Here is a 20,262-nt window from a genome sequence, read left to right on the forward strand (position 1 = left end):
GGGGGCGAAGCGGCGCGATTGCGAGGGGTCATGCGTCCGAGGCGTCCGCCCCACACCTCGCCGCCCCCTCCTATCAGCGCGAAATAACCGCCACAGTTCCGCCGAACATCGTCATACTAGTAGGCGCTGCAGGGATGGAGGAGATCGTTCGATGCCCAACCATAATCCGACCGCCAGGGTCCTGGCCGCCATCGCCGCCCTGATGACCGCCGCCCCGGCCCCGGTCATGGCCGCGCCCCTTCCCCAGCCGCTGCGCGACGGCGTCCCAACCGACGCCGCCTGCCGCGCGTTCGGCTTTCAACTGACGCCGCCCGCCCCGCCCTCGCCGCCTCGCCCGCCCGTCGTGCTTCGCCAGGCGCCGCCTCCCCCCGTGACGCTTCCGATCGAGCCGACCAAGAAGCAGGATCGGGTCGAGTACAGCGGCCCGCCGGTCGTCGTGTATGGACCGCCACCGCCGCCTCCTCCTCCACCGCCCGCGCCCCCAGCCCCGACGCGTCCCGCCGTCATCTCGACGACGCCGGACGGCCGCACGACCGTAGAGAACGTCGTCGTCAGCGGTTCGCGCATCGGGCCCCATGCGCCCGGCGGCATGGCCCCGCCCTCGCCCGCAAACACCGAGCGCTATCCCGACGCCACGCCCAATCCCGTCAAGCGCACGGCTGAACAGCCCGTCTCTACCTTCTCGATCGACGTGGACACAGCCGCCTACGCCAACGTCCGCCGCTTCATCGACAACGGCAGGGCCCCGCCGCGCGACGCCGTGCGGGTCGAGGAGATGATCAACTACTTCGACTACGGCTACGCCCGCCCGAGCTCGGCGGCACGGCCCTTCGCCGTCACCACCGCCGTCGCCGCCTCGCCCTGGGCGCCGGGCCGCCAGATCGTCCATGTCGGGCTGCAGGGCTACGAGCTGCCCGAGGGCCAGCGCCGCCCCTTGAACCTGACCTTCCTGGTCGATGTGTCGGGCTCGATGCGCAGCCCGGACAAGCTGGACCTGGCCAAGCAGTCGATGAATCTGATCATCGACCGCCTGCGGCCCCAGGACCGGGTCGCCGTGGCCTATTACGCCGAAGGGGCCGGCACGACCCTGGCCCCCACCTCGGGCAATGAGAAGCTGAAGCTGCGCTGCGCCGTCGCCTCGCTGCGCGCCTCCGGCGGCACGGCGGGCGCCACCGGCATGACCAACGCCTATGACCAGGCCCAGGCCAGCTTCGGCCGCGACAAGGTCAACCGCATCCTGATGTTCACCGACGGCGACTTCAACGTCGGCGTCACCGACGACAAACGGCTGGAGGACTATGTCGCCGACAAGCGAAAGACGGGGATCTACCTGTCCGTCTACGGCTTCGGCCGCGGCAATTATCAGGACGCCCGAATGCAGGCCATCGCCCAGGCCGGAAACGGAACCGCAGGCTATGTCAGCGACCTGCAGGAGGCCCGCCGCCTGTTCGGCCCCCAATTCGACAAGGGCGCCTTCCCCATCGCCGACGACGTGAAGATCCAGGTCGAGTTCAATCCCGCCCGCGTCGCTGAATGGCGACTGATCGGCTACGAAACCCGCCTGCTGAACGAGGAAGACTTCGACAACGACGCCATCGACGCGGGCGAGGTCGGCTCGGGCGCTTCCGTCACCGCCCTCTATGAAATCACCCCCGTCGGCGGCCCGACGCAGATCCCGGAGCGTCGCTATCCCGACAACCGCGTCGCCACCGGCGGCGGCGATCCCAACGGCGAGATCGGCTTCATCCAGGTCCGCTACAAACAGCCCGACGCAACCCGCTCCGAACTGATCCAGCAGGTTCTGGCCAATCCCGCCGCTGGCCGCGTCACCGCCCAGCTCCCGGAGGCCACACGCTGGGCCATCGCCGTCGCCGCCTTCGGCCAGAAGCTGCGCGACGATCCCTGGATGAGCGCCGACTATGGCTGGGACGCCATCCTCGAACAGGCGCAAGGGTCGCGCGGCGACGACCTCTACGGCGACCGCGCCGAGTTCGTGCAACTGGTCCGCGCCGCCCAGACCCTGCCCGAACGAAGAGAGCCCTGAGGCCTTTCTGACCTACTTCTGGCGCGGACCTTCAAGCCCCTCGCCGGTGGACGCCAGCCGCCCGTCGCGGCGGGCCTGCATCGCCCGCGCCAGCTCCTCGGCGGCGATCCTGACCTCGGCCTGAATGTCCTTGTCCCTGTCCAAGGCGTCGTGGCTGGTGGCGTAGGGCTCGAAATAGCCCGCGTCAAAGGCCGGGTCCTGATAGGCGCTGAGGAAGCGGGCGGTGAAGTCGCCCCGGCTCAGTTCCGGCGAGGGCATGCCCCGGCGCGGGTCTGGCGTCTTCACGGCGTCGGTCATGGCGGGTCTCCGGCCAGCGATCACAGGCAAACGGGCCGCCGCGACCACCGTTCCCCGCATCCATCGCCCGGAACCGGCGTCCCTCGCGCGGGTTCCTACCGTCAAGCCTGACAGTCGGTCGGCAAGGGAGAGACCCATGAAGATCCGCGACGTGATGAGCAAGGACGTGCAGGTGGCCCGTCCCAACGACACCCTTCAGGAAGTCGCCGCGCGCATGGCGGCGGGCGATTTCGGCTTCATCCCCGTGGCCGACGGCGCGAACCTGGTGGGGGCCATCACCGACCGCGACATCACGGTGCGCGCCGTGGCGACGGGGGCTGCGCCAAATTCGCGAGTGGTCGAATTCCTCAGCCGCGACGCCCTGGTCGTCCGCGCCGACGATGATCTGAAGGCCGCGCTGGACCTGATGAGCTCGCGTCAGGTGCGCCGTCTGCCGGTCGTGGACAAGGACGGGCGCCTGGTCGGCGTGGTCTCGCTCGGCGACCTGTCGACGCGGGTCAAGGAACGCTACGCCGGCGAGGCGCTGGAAGAGATCTCCCGCCCCTCCTGATCGGGACTTAACGCGCGCTAACCACGACGCGGAACCCGACGATAACCGCTGACGCGCCATGCTGCCCCCTTCGCAGGGGAGATCCGCATGGCGCGCGCGCAGTTCCAGAAGGGCCAGAAGGTCTGGGTCGAAAGCGTCGGCGTCTGGGCGCAGGTCGAGCAGATTCAGCCCGTCTGGGCCAAGGGCTTCGACGAGCCGGTCCGCATCACCTATGATGTCGGCCTGGGCCGCGAGTTCCAGGCCGCCGAACTGCAGCTACCGGCCGAAGACGCCGCCGCTGCAATCCTGGGCGATTGGCGCGTGCTGCGCGCCCGCAACAAGTGGCAGGAACCGGCCGACTGCGCCCACCATCCCTTCCCCGGCTCCTACCCGGTCGTCGTCACCGACAAGGCCGATTGGGGCGGCTGGCGCGTGCCGGGCGCCGAGTACGACCGCGATCCTCAGCGCATAGAGTTCCAGTCCCGCCTGATCGCGGCCGCGCCCGACCTGATGGACCTGGCGCGCGAACTGGTCGAAAGCGTCTCCGAGACCCCCGACGACGCCCCGCCGGAAAGCCTGCGTCTGGCCCGCCGCGCCCGCGACGTCCTGCGTCAGATCACCGACGTCCTGGCGGCCCCCGGCGACGCCCCGCGCCCTGCAACGGCCGCCGCCGAACAGGCCGCCTGAGTCATTCCTGCACCGGTTCGCCTCCAAGGCGAACGACCTGACGCCCTGGCCCTCGACAGGAATCCGCGACGCAGCCTAGATTCCCCTCTGCTGTTCAGGATGAGAGGATCGGCTTGCAGGGCAAGGAGCGTCGCAGCTACCAGCCGGGCCGCCGCGCCACGGATCGGACCACGCGCGGGCACATGCCGTGGGTGCGCGTCCTGCTGCTCGCCTGCGCCCTGGTCATCACCACCTACGCCCTTCTGGTCGTCCGCGATGACGGCCGACCCGATCGCGAGGCCCAGGCCGTCAAGGTCGAAGCCTTGGCGCTGGAGGCCCGGCTGACGGCCAGCCGGATCGCCAGCCGCCTGGCCCTGACCGATCGCGCCCTGGCGCTCGCCGCGCGCGACCTGAGCGAACGCCCGACCCAGGTGATCGAGGCCCTGGATCGCGCCCGCGTCGTCGCCCCTGACGCCGCCTTCGTCATCACGGATCCGAACGGTCAGGTGCTGGCCGCCGTCGGCGGAAAGACCGGCGCCGAGACCCCGCCCCAGGCGTCTTCGGCCTATGCGCTGCGCGACGGCGCCCTCCTGACCCGTCGCGCCCTCACCAGCGGACGCGCGATCATCGCCCGAACCCCCGTGCCTGAACTCAAGGCCGAATTGTCCGGCACGACTCTGAGCCTCCTCCCCGCCGCCCAGGTCCCCGCCGACGTCGCCCGGCCGACCAGGGACGCCGACGGCCGCCTGCACCTGACAGCCTCGGCGCCCCTCGGCGACACCGGCCACGCCGTCGTCGCCGCCATGCCCGCAAGCGGCGGTCTGTCGGCCTGGCTGGACGACGCCTGGATCTTGGCCGGTCCCCTGCTGCTGGTTCTGCTGATGCTGGGGGTTTTGGCCGTGCAGAACTGGCGCCAGACCCGCGCCAGCCGTCTGTGGGCCGACACCGAGCGCCGCTTCCGCGTCGCCGTCGAGGCCGCCCGCTGCGGCGTCTGGGAGTGGGACCTGGCGCGCGGCGAGGTCGTCCTGTCCGATTACATGGCCGCCTTGCTGGAGGTCGAGCCGGGCCAGATTCTGACCACCCAAGCCCTGATCGAACGCGTTCATCCGCGCTATCGCGAGACCTTGGTCGGCGCCCTGGATCAGGCCATGGCCACCGGCGCCTTCGACGTCACCTTCCCGGTCCCGGTGACCGGCGGCGGCGTCCGCTGGATCGACGCGCGCGGCCAGTCGCGCCAGCCGCGCCGCGACGCCGGCTTCACCAGCCTCCTGGGCATCGCCCTCGACATCACCGAGGCCCGCCGCTCCAAGGCCCAGGCCCAGGCCGCCGAGAACCGCCTGCGCGACGGCATCGAAAGCGTCTCGGACGCCTTCGTCCTGTTCGACCGTCAGGGCCGCCTGATCCTGTGGAACCAGGCCTTCCAGGACGCCTTCGCTTTCCCCGCCGGCGTGGTCCGCAAAGGGGCCCAGAAGGATGCCCTGAACCTGATCGCCGCCGAGGCCGTCAAGGCCGAGCATCCCTCCGCCAGCGGCCGCGCGGGCGTGCGCGAGGTCGAGTTGAAGGACGGTCGCTGGCTGCAGATGGCCGAGCGCTTCACCGGCGACGGCGGCACCGTGGTCATCGCCGCCGACATCACCGTCATCCGCCGTCAGGAGGCCGAGCGCCGCCGCGCCGCCGACGAACTGCGCGGCATGGTCGAAGAGCTTGAGGACCGCGAGGCCAAACTCTCCCTGCTGGCGCGCAAGTACGAGGTCGCCATGACCCGCGCCGAGGCCGCCAACCAGGCCAAGTCCGAGTTCCTGGCCAATATGAGCCACGAACTGCGCACCCCGCTGAACGCCATCAACGGCTTCTCGGAAATCATGGCCGGCGAGATGTTCGGCCCCCTCGGCGACAAGCGCTACAAGGGCTACGCCGCCGACATCCACCAGTCAGGCCAGCACCTGCTCAGCCTGATCAATGACATCCTCGACATGGCCAAGATCGAGGCCGGCAAGCTCACCCTTCACTATGAAGCCGTCTCCCTGAACGGTCTGTGCAACGACGCCATCCGCCTGATGCGCGGCAAGGCGATGGAGGCCGGCCTGACCCTCGGCCTGGTCGCCCCCGACGCCGTTCAGGTCGAGGCCGACCATCGCGGCCTGAAGCAGGTGATGCTGAACCTGATCTCCAACGCGGTGAAGTTCACGCCCGAGGGCGGCGCCGTCACCGTGGCCATCGCGGCCCACGACGCCGACCATGTCCGCGTCTCGGTGACCGACACCGGCATCGGCATCGCCGCCGCCGACTTGGAGCGCCTGGCCCAGCCGTTTGAACAGGTCGAGGGCCAGCACTCCAAGACCACGCAAGGCACCGGCCTGGGCCTGGCCCTGACCAAGTCCCTGATCGAACTGCATCGCGGCCGCATGACCATCGAGAGCGAACCCGGCCACGGCACCACCGTCTGGTTCGACCTCCCCCTGCGCGCCCCCGAAGGCGCCATGGCCCCGGCCGGCGCCCCCGTTCAGCGCGTTCAGCCGCAGGCGGCCTGAGGCGCTAGCACCCGCCCGACGTCATTCCGGGCGCGCAGCGAACCCGGAACCCAGACAGCGGACGCTTCCTCGCTCCTGCCATTTGAAGCCGACGCCTGGGAAGCCATGACTGCACTCAACCCATTACGGACCTTAGCGGCGTCCGTCCGCGCGCGAGCAGGGCCACAGACAGTCAGTCGACAACGGGCGAAGGGAAGTAGGTGAAGCGGGCCGATTGTCCGGATGCGGTCGAAAAGCTGACCTCGTAGGTCTCAGCATCCACCCCGATCTTGACCCCTTCGTGGATCATGCGACGCAAGGCGTCCAGACGGGGCGCGTCCACAGCCTGACATTCATCCTGCGGCGCCCGGCCCGCGTATGTGGCGTCGCTGACCAACATTTCCCGTTTCGAATCCCATCGGCCCGCATCTGCGCAGCCGAGGCGTAGTTCGTAAGCGGTGGGCGTGAGATCGGTTGTCTCAATGTCGTCGAGCCGCAGTTCCACGCTAGACCCGGTGACGTCTTGGCCGTTGATTTCCGTGGGGAACCAGTGGCCGTGCAAGCCGTAGTCGCTCTCGTCTGCACAGCCTAGCAAGGCCAGCATAGCTAACGCGCACCCAGCCCTGAGTGATGTCCAGCTACAAGAAAGGGTTGGATTGACCATGCCTAAACTGAGCATTGTCCGTGTCGGTTTTCCACCTTTAAGCGAACTTCGGCTCACGACCCGTTGCGGACGTTCGGTCAGCCCAGATGAACAAGCGGCACCGCGAAATCGAAGCCTACATTGGCGGCAATCGTGAACCCCACCCACGCGACGACTATAAGGGCCGCAGAGGCCGCAGTGATCAACATGATCCGCTTCGTTGTCATCGCCACCCTTACCCGACACGCTGGAGGACAAGTAACGCGATGTTCAGGATCATCAGAGCCCAACCACCCAGCAGTCCCCATCGAAACGCGAGCACCAAAAGACGATCGGCTCCTTGGTAAAATGAGAGCTTGGCTCCCAGAAGCTCGAATATATAGCTGTAAGATGGGCTGCGACGCTCTCGTATCATCAATGCAAAAAATGATACCGCGAACACGCCGCCGCAAGCCAAACTTGCAGCAATCATCACAATAATTCTGAAGATTTCAATTTGTGCCATGGGCCACCTTGAGGGGCTCGCCTCATAGGATCAAGGTCAGCAAACCACCCCTAGCTGACGTTCATCAGGTCGGCTTTCAGCATCTGGTTCGGGCGGTCAGCCTTCCTGCCGATGCGTGGGTCCCGGATCGGCCTGACGGCCGTCCGGGAGATGGGAGAGGTTATCGCGCCGCCACGGCCGGCGCCGCAGCCGCAGCCGCGACCGGCTTCTCGGCCTTCTCGGGCTTGCGCGCATCCCGCTTGGCCTTGTGACGCGACAGGATGGGGGCCAGGGCCTTGCGGTCCGCCGGGCTCAGCCGGCTCAGGGTCTCGACCGCCCCGGTCTCCAGCCGCGACCGGCCGCGCGCCTCGGACGCCCGCGAGCGCTCCAGCAGAGCGGCGACCGCCACTGGATCAAAGGTCTCGGCCCCGGTCAGGGCGATGGCCTCGCGCCGCGCCGCACGCGCCTCGTCGAAGTCAGGCCGCGCCTGCATGGCGGCGGCCCGCAGCTGCGCCTTGACCTGATCGCGCACCGTCGGGTCCATCCGCTCGATCACGTCCCAGACCGGCTCGCTTCGCCCTGACTTGTGCGCCTCGGCGATCCGGTGCTCGATCTTGTCGCGCGCCACCCAGACGGCGCCCACCGCCGCCGCGGCGAAGACGTTGAGGGCGACCGAAACGGCCAGGGCGATCTTCATACTGCGCGACGTCATCCGCCCAGAACCTCCGTGTCGTCCGCGCTGGTCAGACTGGCTTGATAAAGCACCGCGTCGGCCTGGACGTCGGCGGTCAGGTGGCCGGTCAGACTGACCCCGAACACCACCCCGGCGCAGGCCGCCGCCGCCCATCCAGCGCCCGACAGCCAGGCCAGAGGCCCAGGCCCGCGCCGACGCGTCTTCAGCCCCGCCCCCGCCGCGCCGGCGATCACCGCCTCGCGCAGGGCGTGCGACGCGACCGCGCGCGGCGCCGCGTCCAGCAGGGCGTCCAGCCCGTCGGCCTCGCGCAGCAGGGCCGCCGCGCGCGGGTCGGCATCCCTCAGGACGCGCGCCGCCTCGCGCTCGGCCTCGGGCCAGCGCCGCAGGTCGCCGCCATAGGCGTCGGCCAGATATTCAAACCGCTCGTAGGTCATCGTCATGGTTCCAGCCCCCGCCTTACCCATTCGCCGCTCTCACCGCATTGGGCGCCATATCGGCCAGCGCCGTCCGCAACGCCCGCCGTCCGCGCGACAGCAGGCTCTCCAGGGCCTCGACGCTGACGTTCATCAGCCCCGCCGCCTCGATGTTTCCCAGTTCCTGATAGTGACACAGGACAATGGCCTCGCGCTGCCGCTCGGGCAGTTTCGCCAGGGCCGCCTCGACCCGCGCGCCCGTCTCCAGGGCCAGCAGGCCACGGTCCGGCGCCGGCCCGTCGTCGGGCCGATCCGGCGGCGTCTCCGTCGCGATCTCGCGCCGACGCCGCAGCCGGTCGTAGCAGAGGTTCAGCCCCACCCGGTGCAGCCAGGTGTCGAACTTGGCTTGACCCGGCGTCCAGCGCGGCGCCTGTCGCCAGGCTCTCAGCATCGCTTCCTGGGCCACGTCCTCAGCCTCCGCCGCGTCGCCCAGCATCCGCTGCGCCAGCGTCAGCATGCGCGGCAGCTTGCGAGCGACCATGGCCTGGATCGCCGCAGGGTCGCCCTGACCCACGCGCCGCACCAGTTCCTCGTCGGGGTCGGCGGTCTTCGCCAATCCAGCCTCTTTCGCCGTTCACGAAACGGGCCGACGGCTGCACCGCCTTCCCCGACATCACCCTACTCCGAAGCGGGCGTCGAAGGCGACGCCGCAGCGGCCGGGGCCGCCTGGCGGCGCTCCTGACGCTTCTCGCGCATCTCTGCGCGACGCGCCTGCATGCTCGCACGGCGTTCCTCGACAGTCAGCGTCCCGTTGTGGTCAGCGTCCAGACGCGCGAAGGCCTGTGCGGCCTTTTGCTCCGCCTCGGCGATCACGATGGGGGCGCGGCCTTCGCCGTTGCGGCCCATCCGCTGAGCCCCGCCATGCATCCCGCCACGATGGCCGCGACCGGCGTGCTCGGCGCGCGGCCCGCGGTGGCCACGTTCGCCCCGACCGGCCCGTTGGCCCGCCCTCTGGCCGTCCGCGCGCGGCGCCTCGAACTCGGCCCGGCTGATCGAACCGTCCTTGTCAGCGTCCAGACGCTCGAACAGGGCGGTGCGACGCTCGGCGCGCTTGGCCTGGGCGGCGGCGCGCATTTCCTCGGCCGTGACCGTGCCGTCCCGGTTGGCGTCGGCGGCGCGCAGGCGCTCCACGCGGCGCTGGACAAAGTCGGCCTGCGTCACCGGCTGGGCCATGGCCGCACGCGCGGGCCGTTGCGGCGCGGCGGTCTGGGCCATGGCCATGCCGCCGAAAGCGGTCAGAAAGGCGATGGCGGCCACGCCGCCAAGGGTCTTGTTCATCTCGATGGTCTCCACGGGCCGAGGCCCGAAAAACTCCCTGTCGAGAAATGAAACGCCGTCCGGATCAGTTTCCGTCGCGACCGCCTTCCAGCCCCTGCGGCAGCGCCTCTTCAAACGCCCGCCGCGCCCGCAGACGCAGATCGATCAGCCGCGCCTTCAGCGTCTCGAAGTCCGGCGAGCCCACCGTCGTCGCCAGCCGCTTCTGGAAGCCCGTAGGCTCCGCGTCGGGGTCGCCCTTGTCCTCAAAGGCGCAGGCCATCAGCTGCCCCAGTTGCTGATGCGTGCGCCAGGTCTCGGCCAGGAGGGGATCGTCCTTCAGCGCCTCCAGCGTCGAGACCGTCAGCGGCTGCCCCGCCGCCGCCGCGCACAGCTGGCGGTACTGAGCCACGAATTCGGCGTCGACCTGCGCCCCCGCCGACAGCTTCAGGTCCCAGAAACCCTTGGGCCGCCGCTCGCGGTCCATCAGGTCGCGCATGGCCCGGACGTCACGCGCCACGTCGACGCCTGGCGGACGCGGCCGCCGCAGCGCCGCCTCCAGCCTCGCCTCGACCCGCGCGCCAAAGGCCGCGTCGCTGGCCCAGACCAACCGCCCGCGCGTCAGGGCCATGAACTCCCAGGTCTCGGCCTCCTCGGCGTAATAGGCCTCCAGCGCCTCCAGCCGCACCGACACCGGTCCCTTGGACCCGGTCGGTCGCAGCCGCATGTCCACCTCATAGAGCCCGCCCTCGGCGGTGTGGGCCGACAGGGCGGCGATCAGCCTCTGGGTGAAGCGGCCGTAAAAGAGGTCCGCACTCCAGCCCTTGCCCGCCGAGGTCGCCTCGGGCGCCGCGGCATAGACGGTCATCAGATCCAGGTCCGATCCCGCCGTCATCTCGCGCGAACCGGCCTTGCCCAGGGCCACCACGGCGACCGCGCCCTCGAATGCCCCGCCCATCCGCTCGGCCTCGGCCAGGGCCGCCGGCGCCAGCCCCCGCATGCAGGCGTCGGCCAGCGACGTGTTGGTCCACCCGGCCTGCTCGGCCGTGGTCCGCCCCGTGATGACGTGCATGCCGATGCGGAAGGTCTGCTCGCGGTGCAGGCGGCGCACCGCATTCATGGCCCCCTCGAAATCTCCGGCCTCGCGCGCCTCGCGCACCACCTGATCGGCCACGCCGGTGTCGGTGCCCAGGGCCGTCATGAAGCGCGCGTCCAGCACCCCGTCCAGGGCCTGGGGCTGACGGCCCAGCGCGCGGGCCAATCTGGGCGCAAAGGCCATGACCCCGACCACCAGATCGAACAGCTTGGGCTGGTTCAGGAACAGGGCCTGCACCTGCACCCCGGCGCTCAGGCCCGAGAAAAAGACCGCAAACCGCCGGAAGGCCGCATCCGGCGCCCCGGTCCTGGCCACCGCCGTCAGCAGTTGCGGGGCCAGCCGGGTGAACAGCTCGCGCCCCCGCGCCGTCCGCGTCGCCGGGATGCGGCCATGGTGCCAGCTGCGGATGGTGTCGGACACGGTGGCGGGCTCGGAAAAGCCCATCCGCTTCAGGGTCTCCAGCGTGCCGGGATCATTTTCGACCCCGGTGAAGACCAGGCTGCCATAAGGCGACGACAGCTCCTCGCCGCCTTCAAACAGCTCGCCGTAGCGTCGGTTGACCCCGACCAGCACGGCCTCGACCCCGGCGTCAAAGGTCGCCAGATCGCCCTGTCCCGCCAGCGCCGCCACATCCGCCCGGCGCTCGGGATCAAGCGGCAGGACGTGGCTCTGCTCGTCGGCCAGCATCTGCACCCGATGTTCCAGCCCCCGCAGCTCATGATAGGCCGCCGCCAGTTCGTCGCGCGCCTCGGGCGTCACATGGCCGCGCTCGGTCAGGGCCTCCAGCGCCTCCAGCGTCCGCGAGGACCGCAGGCCCTTGTCGCGTCCGCCCAGGATCAACTGCTGGGTCTGGACGTAGAACTCGATCTCGCGGATGCCGCCGCGCCCCAGCTTCAGATTGGCGCCCGCCGCCTCCAGCCCCTCGCCGGTCTTGTGGACGTGGATCTGTTTCTTGATCGACTGGATGTCGAGCACGGCCTGATAGTCCAGGCTGCGCCGCCAGATGTAGGGGACCAGGGCCTTGAGGAAATCCGCCCCCTCGGCCGCGTCCCCGGCGCAGACCCGCGCCTTGATGAAGGCCGCCCGCTCCCAGTTCTGACCGACGGATTCGTAGTAGGCCAGGGCCATCGGCGCAGCGACCACCGGCGGGGTCGAGGACGGATCGGGCCGGAGCCTCAGGTCCACCCGGAAAACGTAGCCGTCCGCCGTCCGCTCGGTCAGCAGGGTCGCCAGACCCTGGGCCAGACGATTGACAAAACCCTGCGCCTCGACGCCCTCGGCCAGCGCCCCTTCCAGCACCTCGGGCTCGAAGAAGAGCGACAGGTCGATGTCGGAGGAATAGTTCAGCTCGAACGCCCCGCCCTTGCCCATGGCCAGAACGAACAGGCCCGGCACGGGCCCGCGCGGATCATCCGTCGCCGAGATCAGCTTGCCGCGCCGCCTCTGGTCATGCGCCACGCAACGCATCGCCGCCTGCGCCGCCGCATCGGCAAAGCGCGACAGGGCGCCCGTCACCGCATCCAGATCCCAGACCCCGCCAAGGTCGGCCAGCGCCGTCAGCAGATGCAGTTCGGCCTTCAAATGCCGCAGCGGCGCCCTGGCCTCATCCGCCGGGCCGTCGAGGGCGTCGGTCGCCGCCAGGATCTCGGCCAGCCGCGCCTCGGGCGCCGTCTCCAGAATCTGCCGCAACCGCTCCGGCCAGCGCCGCGCCAGCCCGGCCAGATAGGGCGAGGACGCGAACACCGGCTCCAGCGCGCCCCAGGCGCCGTCCAGCGCCCCGCGCCAGCCGCCCTCGTCCGCCGCCTCGACCAGCCGCTCATGGATGCGCCCCGCCGCCTCCGCGTCGCGCACCGGCCCGCACGGCCTCAGCCTCGCCCCCAGAGCATCGCTCATCAGTTCGTCCCGCTCGCCGGGGGCAGGACCAGAGCCACCCGCAGACCCGGCCCCTGCCCGCCATAGGCCCCCGGACCTTCATCCAGTTGCACTCGCCCGCCGTGGGCTTCGGCCACCGCCGTCACCAGCGACAGGCCCAGACCCGAGCCCGGCTCGGTGCGGCTGTTGTCCAGCCGCACGAAGCGCTGCAGCACCCGCTCGCGATCCTCGTCCGGCACGCCCGGCCCGGTGTCGGTGACGGAAAACTCGATCTCGCCGGACGAGCGGCGTCGGGCGCGGAACTTCACCGCCCCGCCTTCGGGCGTGTATTTGATGGCGTTGTCGATGATGTTGGCCAGGGCTTGGGCCAGGAAGGGCTGGTTGCCCTCGATCATCAGCCCCTTCTCGATCTCGGCCGAGAACTCCAGCCCCTTGTCCTCGCCGGAGGGCTCATAGAGCTCGGCCATGTCGGTCGCCAGTTCGGCGGCGTCGAACACCTTGGGATCGGGCGCCCCGCCCGCCTGCAGCCGCGCGATGGCCAGCACCGTGTTGAAGGTCTTCAGCAGCAGGTCCGCCTCGTCCAGCGCGACGCTCAGGGCGTCCACGCCCGACACCTTGCCGGCCTCGGCGTCGATCAGCGCCACCTCCAGCTTGGCCCGCATCCGGGTCAGCGGCGAGCGCAGGTCGTGGGCGATGGCGTCCCCGGCGTGCCGGATCGAGGCCATCGAGGCCTCCAGCCGGTCCAGCATGGTGTTCAGCCCCTGCCCCAGCTCGTCCAGCTCGTCGCCGGAATGGCGGATCGGTGCCCGCGCCTTCAGGTCGCCTTCCTGAACCGCCGTGACCACCCGGTTCAGGCCGCCCATGGCCCGCTCGACGCCCCGGCTGATCCACAATCCGCCGCCGACGCCCAGCACCAGGACCATGATCATGGCCCCCCACAGGGCCTGGGTCAGACGCGCCAGATAGGCCTCGATGTCGCCGATATCCTCGCCGACGAACAGCTGTTCGCCGCCCGACAAGGGCATCTCGACGCCGATGGCCTGACGCTTGCGCACCCGGCCCTCCTCGTCGGTGTCGGTCAAGCGGAAGTCGTCCCAGCGCCCGCCCTGCACCGCCTCGCCGGGGTCCAGGGGCGAGGTCGAGATATTGCCGGTGATCGTCTTCCGATCCTTGTCCATCAGCAGATAGAGGTAGGACCCGCCCCGCAGCGTCCGGTCCACCATGGCCTGGTTCAGGGCGTCCACGCCGCGCGTGCGATAAACCGCCGTCAGGGCCTCGACCTCGCTGCGCACCCCCGCCTCGGCCCGCGCCCGCGCCTCGGACGCGGAAGCCACATAGACATAGGCCAGCACCGCGCTGGCCGTGGCCACGAACAGCGCCAGAAACAGCAGCGTCAGCCGAAACGGCGTCCGCCGAAAGAGAGAGGGCAGCTTCATCCGGGGGCCTTACGCCTCCAGCCGGTACCCCGCGCCGCGCACGGTCTGCAGCATGGCCTTGTCGAAGCCCTTGTCGATCTTGGAGCGCAGGCGGCTGATGTGAACGTCGATGACGTTGGTCTGGGGGTCGAAGTGGTACTCCCAGACCTTCTCCAGCAGCATGGTGCGCGTCACCGACTGGCCGGCGTGGCGCATCAGGAACTCCAGCAGCTGGAACTCGCGCGGCTGCAGGTCGATCTCGGTCGTGCCGCGATGCACGGTGCGGCCGATCAGGTTCATCTCCAAATCGCCGACCTTGAGCACGGTCTGCACCCCGCCCGTCTCGCGACGGCGCGCCAGGGCCTCGACCCGGGCGATCAACTCGGCGAAGGCGTAGGGCTTGACCAGATAGTCATCCGCGCCGGCCTTCAGACCCGTGACCCGGTCCTCGACCTCGCCCAGGGCCGACAGGAACAGGACCGGCGTCTGATCGCCGCCCTTCCTGACCGTCTCGACCATGCCGACGCCGTCCAGACGCGGCATCATGCGGTCCACGACATAGACGTCGTAGCCGCCCTTCTGCGATTCCAGCAGACCAAAGGCGCCGTCCACGGCGTGCGTCACCTCGTGCCCGGCCTCGGACAGGCCGCGCACCATCGCGGTCGCCGCTTCAGCGTCGTCCTCGACCACCAGAATACGCATGGACCCCTCCCAAAAAAGATTCGGCGGCGATGTTAGCGCATCGCCGCCGATCCTGTGAGTTACGCCTTATTCAGACTTGGCGAAGGGCAGAACGATCGGCACGTTGCCGCCTGCCGTCCGCACCATCAGCAGTACGCCCGGACGACGCGCCGTCTTCACCGCCTCAACGGCGGCCCGAAGTTCGCCAACGGTGGCCACATTCCGCCCATTGGCCTGAATGATCACCATGCCAGGCTGGAAGCGCAAACGACCGGCCTCGGAGCGCGCCTCAACGGCGGTCACCACCACGCCCCGAACATTCTCGGGCAGCTCATAACGGCTGCGCAAGGCCGCGCTGATCGGCGCCACCGTCAACCCCTCGACCTTTTCACCGGCGACAGCGGCGGGCGCATCCGGGGCCGCCTCGTCTCCGCCCTCGGTCTGGGCCGCGCCGAGATTGGCCGGGCGCGTTCCGGCGCGAACCGAGATCGTCTGACGACGCCCTTCGCGCAACAGATCCATACGCAGGGTTTCGCCCGGCTTCACCGCGCCAACGGCGCGCGTCAATTCATTGCTGCCCTCGATCGGACGCCCGTTCAGGCTGACAACCACGTCGCCGACCTGCAATCCGCCCTGTTCGCCCGGCGCGCCGGCCGTCACGTCGGTGATGTAGGCGCCCTTGGTGCCTTCCGGCAGGCCCAGGCTTTCGCGGTATTCGTTGGTCAGGTTGCCGATCGTGACGCCCAGGTAGCCGCGCTCGATCTTTTCGCCACGCATCAGGCGATCCGTGGTCTCCTTGGCGATACCGGCCGGGATGGCGAAACCGATGCCGACCGAGCCCCCCGTCGGCGAAAAGATCGCGGTGTTCACGCCGATGACGCGGCCATAGATATCGAAGGTCGGCCCGCCCGAGTTACCCCGGTTGATGGCGGCGTCGATCTGAATGAAGTCGGTGTAGGGGTTCTCGTTGCCGCCAATGTCCCGTGCCTTGGCCGAGACGATGCCCGCCGTGGCGGTGCCGCCCAGGCCGAAGGGATTGCCCACGGCGATCACCCAGTCGCCGACGCGCGGCTCTGCCTTGTCCTCGAACGAGACGAACTGGAACGACGAACCCTCGACCTTGATCACCGCCAGATCTGTCAGGGGATCGCGACCGATCAGACGCGCCTTCAGCTCGCGACCATCGCTGAACTTGACGTTGATCTCCTCGGCGTTCTCGACGACGTGGTTGTTGGTGACGATGTAGCCGTCGGCCGAGATCAGGAAGCCCGAACCGGCGCCCAGGGCCGTGGTCGAGTTGTCGTCCTCGCCCTCTTCGCCCGAACCGCCGCGCGGCGCGCCGGGGATAGGCACGGCGCCGAAGCCCGGGATCTGGATCGTACCTGCCGGGCGCTGGACCCGCGTCTTGACGTCGATCTGCACCACGGCGGGCGCGACCTGCTGGAAGATGTCGGCGAAGCTGAGCGGCGCGCCCTGCGGCGGCGCAAAGGCCAGGCCCGCGGCCCCGGCCGAGGGGACCAGCCGTCCCGCCTGCGCGGCGGCGGGTGCGGCGTGGGCGCCCGGCCAGCTGATGACCCCGCCCGCCGTCGCGGCGGCGGCGAAGGTCAGGCCGACCGCGGCCCCCAGAATGAACTCCTTGCGCTTCAGCATCGTCGTCCTTGCAGTCCTGAAAGCCGGAGCTCCAGAAGCTCCGTTCGCCCATGAATATAGGGCGTTACGGCCCAAGCCAATGCACGCCCTCGCGATGGTTGTCCCTGATCCGCGTTCGCCGTGAGGCGCGCTTGCGTCAGGATCGCGGCGAAAGGCTCTCGCTTTCGTCAGGTTCGGCGGTCAGGTCCGCCAGCGCCTGTTCCTCGTCCGCCGTCAGAGGCTGAACCTCGACCCGGCGACGCCGCGACCGCCAGACGAAGACCGCCCCGGCGCCCAGCACCAGGGCGAACGGCCCGAACCACAGAAGCCAGGTTCCCGCCCGCACCGGCGGCTGGAACAGGATGTAGTCGCCATAGCGCCGCACCAGGTCCTGACGCACCGCCTGATCGCTCTTGCCCGCCGCGATCTCCTCGCGGACCAGACGGCGCATGTCGGCGGCGATGCCGGCCGGGCTGTCGGCGATGGATTCGTGCTGGCAGACGACGCAGCGGATGTCGCTGAACAGGGCCCGCGCCCGCGCCTCCTGCGCCGCGTCGGGCAGGGGACGATCCGGCGCCGGAGGCGGCTCGGCCATGGCAGCCCCCGCCATCAGGGCCAACGCCCCGGTCAGTGCCGCCAGCCGCCTCACGCCCTGGCCTCCACCGTCTTCTTGCGCGAACCCGCGCCAACCCGCAGTCGCCGATCCAGCAGGGACAGCACCCCGCCCAGGGCCATGATCAGCGGGCCGAGGAAGATCAGCCGCGCCCACGGATTGTAATAGACCCGCACCGTCCAGGCCTGCTCGCCGCCCTCGGAGCGGGCGCGCTCGCCCATGACCACATAGACGTCGTCCAGCCCGCGGAAGTCGAGGCCCACCTCGGTCGTCGTCTGCCCGCCCGCCGGGAAGAAGCGGCGCTCGGCGGTGACGGTGCGTTCAACCGCGCTCCCCGAAACCGGCATGACGGTCAGCCGGCCCTGCTCGGCCAGATAGTTCGGGCCCTCGATCACCTCGACGGCGTCCAGACGCACCCGCCACGGCCCCGACGAGACGACGCCGCCCAGGGGAACCGCCGCCGCCGCCTCGGCCTTGAAGCTGGTCTCGACCACGGCCCCGAGGATGAAGACGCCCAGACCGGCGTGGGCCAGGGTCATGCCCCAGGCCCCCAGCGGCAGGCCCCTGGCCCGGCGCAAGGTCTCGCCCAGCGGCGCGCGAAACGCCTTGGTGCGCACGCCCAGTTCCGCCAGGGCGCCGAAAATCAGCCAGGCCCCGACGCCCAAGCCCGCCGCCGCCATCGCCTTCTTCGGCTCGAACAGCGCGAAGGCCGCAAAGGCCGCCACAACCGCCAGACCCGCCGCCAGCCACAGACGTTGCAAGGCCCCCTTCAGGTCGCCGCGCTTCCACGCCAGCAAAGGCCCGGCGGGCAGGATCAGACAGGCCACCACCAGCAGCGGCGTGAAGGTCGCGTTGAAATAGGGCGGCCCCACCGAAATGGTCGCCCCCGAAATTCCCTCGAGGATCAGCGGATAGAGGGTCCCCAGCAGCACCGTCGCCGCCGCCGCCGTCAGGAAGAGGTTGTTCAGCACCAGCGCGCCTTCGCGGCTGATGGGCGCAAAGGCCGCGCCCGACCGGATGGCCGGCGCCCGCAACGCGAACAGGATGAAGGCCGCCCCCGCCGCCACGCCCAGAATGGCCAGCAGCATCATCCCCCGCTGCGGATCGACGGCGAAGGCGTGAACGCTAGTCAGCACGCCCGAGCGCACCAGGAAGGCCCCCAGCATGGAGAAGGTGAAGGCTAGGATGGCCAGGAAGACCGTCCACCCCGCCAGCGCCCCGCGCCGCTCGGTGACGATGGCCGAGTGCAGCAGGGCCGCCCCCGCCAGCCACGGCATGAAGCTGGCGTTCTCGACCGGATCCCAGAACCACCAGCCGCCCCAGCCCAGCTCGTAATAGGCCCAGAAGGAGCCCAGCAGGATGCCGACCGTCAGAAAGGCCCAGGACGCCAGCGCCCAGGGCCGCACCCAGCGGCCCCAGGCCGGATCGACCCGCTTCTCGATCAGGGCGGCGACCGCCAGCGAGAAACAGACCGAAAAGCCCACATAGCCCGCGTAGAGCAGCGGCGGGTGGATGGCGAGCGCCGGGTCCTGCAACAGGGGGTTCAGCGACGCCCCCTGCACCGGGGCCGGGTCCAGACGCGCGAACGGATTGGAGGTGAAGACGGCGAAGGCCAGGAACAGGGTCGACAGCGCGCCCTGCACCGCCACGGCCGAGGTCTTCAGCCCGAACGGCAGGCCGCGCGCCAGCGCCAGCGCCCCGCCGAAGCCGGTCATCACCAGACACCACAGCACCAACGAGCCCTCATGGCTGCCCCAGGCGGCGGCCACCTTGTAGAGCATCGGCTTGTCGGTATGGCTGTTCAGGGCCACGTTCGACACCGAGAAGTCCGACACCGCGAAGGCGTAGATCAGGGCCGCGAACGCCAACGCCGTCGCCGACGCCGAGGCGATCAGCGCCCCGCCGCCCGCGCCCGCCAGCACCGGGCTGAGCCTCAGCCGTCCCGCCGTCGCCAGCGCCGTGGTCAGCGCCGCCAGAACCAGCGCCAGAATCAGCGCGAACGCCCCCAGTTCAACGATCACAGGCTGCGGCTCGCGTTGCTTGGCGGGGCTTCGCCGGTCTCCGGCCGCCACTCGCCCTTTTCCTTCAGGCGGTCGGCGACTTCGCGCGGCATATAGGTCTCGTCGTGCTTGGCCAGCACCTGACTGGCTTCAAACACGCGGTCGGGCCGGAACGACCCTTGCGCCACGATCCCCTGTCCCTCGCGGAACAGGTCGGGCAGGTCGCCGTGATAGCTGACCTTGCTGCGTCCCGCATTGTCGGTGACGACGAAGACCACCGTCCCGTCCGCGCCCTTGACCACGCTGCCGGCCTCGACCAGCCCGCCCAGACGGATCACCCGCCCGACCGGCGCGGCCTCCTCGGTCACTTCGGACGGCGAGAAGAAATAGGTGACATTGTCCTTCATGGCCCACAGCGACAGGCCGACCGCCAGGGCCAGCACGGGCGCCGCCGCAGCCACGATCCACAGACGCCGCCGCGCCTTGGGCGATTTGGGAAGCCAGCTCATCTCAGGACATCACAAAAGGGTTGCGGCGCAGGCTCATCCGGCTCCGCCCAGTCTTTGTTGCAGTTCGGCCCGGCGCGGATCGTTCGACTCCAGCGCCGCGATCAGCGGCCCCCAGACCGCCGCCGCCCCGGCCTTATCGCCGCGCTTCAGCGCCGCCTCGCCGAGGAAGTAGCGCGCCCCCAGCTGATCCGGGTCGTGCTTCAGCGCTTCGACGAAGGCCGCCTCGGCGTCGCCGCCGACCGCGCCCTCGTTGGCCCGCACCAGGCTCTCGCCCAGCCGCGCCCAGCTTTGGGCGTCGTCGGGCTTGATCGCAAGCGCCCGACGGAAGGCCGAGGCCGCCCCGATCGGATCGCCCGCCTCGAAACGGGCCGCGCCCAGCATGGTCAGGGCCTGGTGATCGTCGGGCCGATCCCTGACGATGCGGCCGATCACCGCCGCCGCCTGGGCCGGCTCCAGCGTCTCGGGCGAAGAGGCCCAGTCGCGCACCCGCGTCTCATAGGCCTGATCCGCCATGCCCGGCGCACCCAGCCCCAGATAGAGGGCCAGCGACGCCGCCGCCGTCAGGCCGATCCCGCCCAGAACCCACAGACGGTCCTTCGCGCCCACCACCGGCGCCCGCGCGTCGCGGCGCGCCGCCAGCAGTCGCCGTCCCGCCTCGGCCCGCGCGGCGGTCCAGCCCGCCTCGTCCAGCAGGCCGCGCGTCTTCAACCGGTCCAGCTCGGCCAGCTCGCGCCCGGCGGCGTCGCGATCGACCACAGCCTCGGCATCCGCCCCGCGTCGCGCGCCGGCCAGCACCAGAAGCCCGGCCATCGCCGCCGCCAGTCCCGTCATGATCCAGAAGATCGTCATGCCC

The 20,262-nt window shown here is 70.1% G+C and carries 19 protein-coding genes; 4 read left to right on the plus strand and 15 right to left on the minus strand.

The annotated features are described in order from the left end of the window. The first annotated feature begins 151 nt into the window (after positions 1-151). Complete coding sequence (locus tag RTY13_RS01855; protein WP_312780697.1) at positions 152-2,044, plus strand: VWA domain-containing protein; 1,893 nt, start codon at positions 152-154, stop codon at positions 2,042-2,044. Positions 2,045-2,056: 12 nt separating this feature from the next. On the opposite strand, the gene RTY13_RS01860 is transcribed toward RTY13_RS01855, so the two are convergent. Beyond that, positions 2,057-2,341: a hypothetical protein gene (locus RTY13_RS01860; protein WP_312780699.1), complete on the minus strand. Its 285-nt coding sequence runs from the start codon at positions 2,339-2,341 to the stop codon at positions 2,057-2,059. A 136-nt stretch (positions 2,342-2,477) separates the two neighbouring features. Here RTY13_RS01860 and RTY13_RS01865 point away from each other — a divergent pair, with 136 nt between their 5' ends. The 3 genes from RTY13_RS01865 (at position 2,478) to RTY13_RS01875 (ending at position 6,067) form a co-directional block, all read left to right on the plus strand. Continuing rightward, positions 2,478-2,891, plus strand: coding sequence for a CBS domain-containing protein (locus RTY13_RS01865; RefSeq protein WP_312780700.1), 414 nt, complete (start codon positions 2,478-2,480; stop codon positions 2,889-2,891). An 87-nt stretch (positions 2,892-2,978) separates the two neighbouring features. Continuing rightward, entirely contained in the window at positions 2,979-3,557 is a 579-nt protein-coding gene (locus tag RTY13_RS01870) for a hypothetical protein (protein WP_312780701.1), read from the plus strand. A gap of 113 nt (positions 3,558-3,670) precedes the next feature. Further along, positions 3,671-6,067, plus strand: a complete 2,397-nt coding sequence (locus RTY13_RS01875; protein WP_312780702.1) for an ATP-binding protein — start codon at positions 3,671-3,673, stop codon at positions 6,065-6,067. A gap of 172 nt (positions 6,068-6,239) precedes the next feature. On the opposite strand, the gene RTY13_RS01880 is transcribed toward RTY13_RS01875, so the two are convergent. The 14 genes from RTY13_RS01880 to ccmI all read right to left on the minus strand — a co-directional run bounded on the left by RTY13_RS01880 (position 6,240) and on the right by ccmI (position 20,258). Next, entirely contained in the window at positions 6,240-6,650 is a 411-nt protein-coding gene (locus RTY13_RS01880; RefSeq protein WP_312780703.1) for a hypothetical protein, read from the minus strand. Positions 6,651-6,924: 274 nt separating this feature from the next. After that, positions 6,925-7,194 carry a hypothetical protein gene (locus tag RTY13_RS01885; RefSeq protein ID WP_312780704.1) on the minus strand — a complete coding sequence of 90 codons (270 nt, stop codon included), beginning with the start codon at positions 7,192-7,194 and terminating at the stop codon, positions 6,925-6,927. Positions 7,195-7,354: 160 nt separating this feature from the next. Further along, positions 7,355-7,885: a periplasmic heavy metal sensor gene (locus RTY13_RS01890; protein ID WP_312780706.1), complete on the minus strand. Its 531-nt coding sequence runs from the start codon at positions 7,883-7,885 to the stop codon at positions 7,355-7,357. Beyond that, positions 7,882-8,307 (minus strand): hypothetical protein, encoded by a 426-nt coding sequence (locus RTY13_RS01895; protein ID WP_312780708.1) that lies wholly within the window; start codon positions 8,305-8,307, stop codon positions 7,882-7,884. Before RTY13_RS01895 ends, RTY13_RS01890 begins: the two co-directional genes overlap by 4 nt. Before the next feature lie 16 nt (positions 8,308-8,323). After that, on the minus strand, positions 8,324-8,896 hold the full coding sequence (locus RTY13_RS01900; RefSeq protein WP_312780710.1) for an RNA polymerase sigma factor: 573 nt from the start codon (positions 8,894-8,896) through the stop codon (positions 8,324-8,326). 62 nt (positions 8,897-8,958) lie between these two features. Beyond that, positions 8,959-9,618, minus strand: coding sequence for an EF-hand domain-containing protein (locus RTY13_RS01905; RefSeq protein ID WP_312780712.1), 660 nt, complete (start codon positions 9,616-9,618; stop codon positions 8,959-8,961). Positions 9,619-9,682: 64 nt separating this feature from the next. Beyond that, on the minus strand, positions 9,683-12,583 hold the full coding sequence (locus RTY13_RS01910) for a bifunctional [glutamine synthetase] adenylyltransferase/[glutamine synthetase]-adenylyl-L-tyrosine phosphorylase (RefSeq protein ID WP_312780714.1): 2,901 nt from the start codon (positions 12,581-12,583) through the stop codon (positions 9,683-9,685). Beyond that, positions 12,583-13,998, minus strand: a complete 1,416-nt coding sequence (locus tag RTY13_RS01915) for a HAMP domain-containing sensor histidine kinase (RefSeq protein ID WP_312780716.1) — start codon at positions 13,996-13,998, stop codon at positions 12,583-12,585. Before RTY13_RS01915 ends, RTY13_RS01910 begins: the two co-directional genes overlap by 1 nt. A 9-nt stretch (positions 13,999-14,007) precedes the next feature. Continuing rightward, on the minus strand, positions 14,008-14,679 hold the full coding sequence (locus RTY13_RS01920; RefSeq protein WP_248117903.1) for a response regulator transcription factor: 672 nt from the start codon (positions 14,677-14,679) through the stop codon (positions 14,008-14,010). Between the two features lie 66 nt (positions 14,680-14,745). Beyond that, positions 14,746-16,308: a Do family serine endopeptidase gene (locus RTY13_RS01925; RefSeq protein WP_312780718.1), complete on the minus strand. Its 1,563-nt coding sequence runs from the start codon at positions 16,306-16,308 to the stop codon at positions 14,746-14,748. Positions 16,309-16,444: 136 nt separating this feature from the next. Further along, on the minus strand, positions 16,445-16,936 hold the full coding sequence (locus RTY13_RS01930; RefSeq protein WP_312780720.1) for a cytochrome c-type biogenesis protein: 492 nt from the start codon (positions 16,934-16,936) through the stop codon (positions 16,445-16,447). Next, on the minus strand, positions 16,933-18,921 hold the full coding sequence (locus tag RTY13_RS01935; protein ID WP_312780722.1) for a heme lyase CcmF/NrfE family subunit: 1,989 nt from the start codon (positions 18,919-18,921) through the stop codon (positions 16,933-16,935). Before RTY13_RS01935 ends, RTY13_RS01930 begins: the two co-directional genes overlap by 4 nt. Further along, positions 18,918-19,409: a cytochrome c maturation protein CcmE gene (gene ccmE / locus RTY13_RS01940; protein ID WP_312780724.1), complete on the minus strand. Its 492-nt coding sequence runs from the start codon at positions 19,407-19,409 to the stop codon at positions 18,918-18,920. Before ccmE ends, RTY13_RS01935 begins: the two co-directional genes overlap by 4 nt. 33 nt (positions 19,410-19,442) lie before the next feature. Further along, positions 19,443-20,258, minus strand: a complete 816-nt coding sequence (gene ccmI, locus RTY13_RS01945) for a c-type cytochrome biogenesis protein CcmI (RefSeq protein WP_312780726.1) — start codon at positions 20,256-20,258, stop codon at positions 19,443-19,445. Between the last annotated feature and the right edge of the window lie 4 nt (positions 20,259-20,262).

Origin of the sequence: Brevundimonas sp., assembly GCF_032055285.1 — a bacterium.
Classification (GTDB): Bacteria; Pseudomonadota; Alphaproteobacteria; order Caulobacterales; family Caulobacteraceae; genus Brevundimonas.

What these genes read in the sequence shown, in the direction of transcription:
- RTY13_RS01855 (WP_312780697.1), top strand. Translation starts at nt 152, where the DNA reads ATGCCCAACCATAATCCGACCGCCAGGGTCCTGGCCGCCATCGCCGCC.
- RTY13_RS01860 (WP_312780699.1), bottom strand. Translation starts at nt 2,341, where the DNA reads ATGACCGACGCCGTGAAGACGCCAGACCCGCGCCGGGGCATGCCCTCG.
- RTY13_RS01865 (WP_312780700.1), top strand. Translation starts at nt 2,478, where the DNA reads ATGAAGATCCGCGACGTGATGAGCAAGGACGTGCAGGTGGCCCGTCCC.
- RTY13_RS01870 (WP_312780701.1), top strand. Translation starts at nt 2,979, where the DNA reads ATGGCGCGCGCGCAGTTCCAGAAGGGCCAGAAGGTCTGGGTCGAAAGC.
- RTY13_RS01880 (WP_312780703.1), bottom strand. Translation starts at nt 6,650, where the DNA reads ATGCTGGCCTTGCTAGGCTGTGCAGACGAGAGCGACTACGGCTTGCAC.
- RTY13_RS01885 (WP_312780704.1), bottom strand. Translation starts at nt 7,194, where the DNA reads ATGGCACAAATTGAAATCTTCAGAATTATTGTGATGATTGCTGCAAGT.
- RTY13_RS01890 (WP_312780706.1), bottom strand. Translation starts at nt 7,885, where the DNA reads ATGACGTCGCGCAGTATGAAGATCGCCCTGGCCGTTTCGGTCGCCCTC.
- RTY13_RS01895 (WP_312780708.1), bottom strand. Translation starts at nt 8,307, where the DNA reads ATGACGATGACCTACGAGCGGTTTGAATATCTGGCCGACGCCTATGGC.
- RTY13_RS01905 (WP_312780712.1), bottom strand. Translation starts at nt 9,618, where the DNA reads ATGAACAAGACCCTTGGCGGCGTGGCCGCCATCGCCTTTCTGACCGCT.
- RTY13_RS01910 (WP_312780714.1), bottom strand. Translation starts at nt 12,583, where the DNA reads ATGAGCGATGCTCTGGGGGCGAGGCTGAGGCCGTGCGGGCCGGTGCGC.
- RTY13_RS01915 (WP_312780716.1), bottom strand. Translation starts at nt 13,998, where the DNA reads ATGAAGCTGCCCTCTCTCTTTCGGCGGACGCCGTTTCGGCTGACGCTG.
- RTY13_RS01920 (WP_248117903.1), bottom strand. Translation starts at nt 14,679, where the DNA reads ATGCGTATTCTGGTGGTCGAGGACGACGCTGAAGCGGCGACCGCGATG.
- RTY13_RS01925 (WP_312780718.1), bottom strand. Translation starts at nt 16,308, where the DNA reads ATGCTGAAGCGCAAGGAGTTCATTCTGGGGGCCGCGGTCGGCCTGACC.
- ccmE (WP_312780724.1), bottom strand. Translation starts at nt 19,409, where the DNA reads ATGAGCTGGCTTCCCAAATCGCCCAAGGCGCGGCGGCGTCTGTGGATC.
- ccmI (WP_312780726.1), bottom strand. Translation starts at nt 20,258, where the DNA reads ATGACGATCTTCTGGATCATGACGGGACTGGCGGCGGCGATGGCCGGG.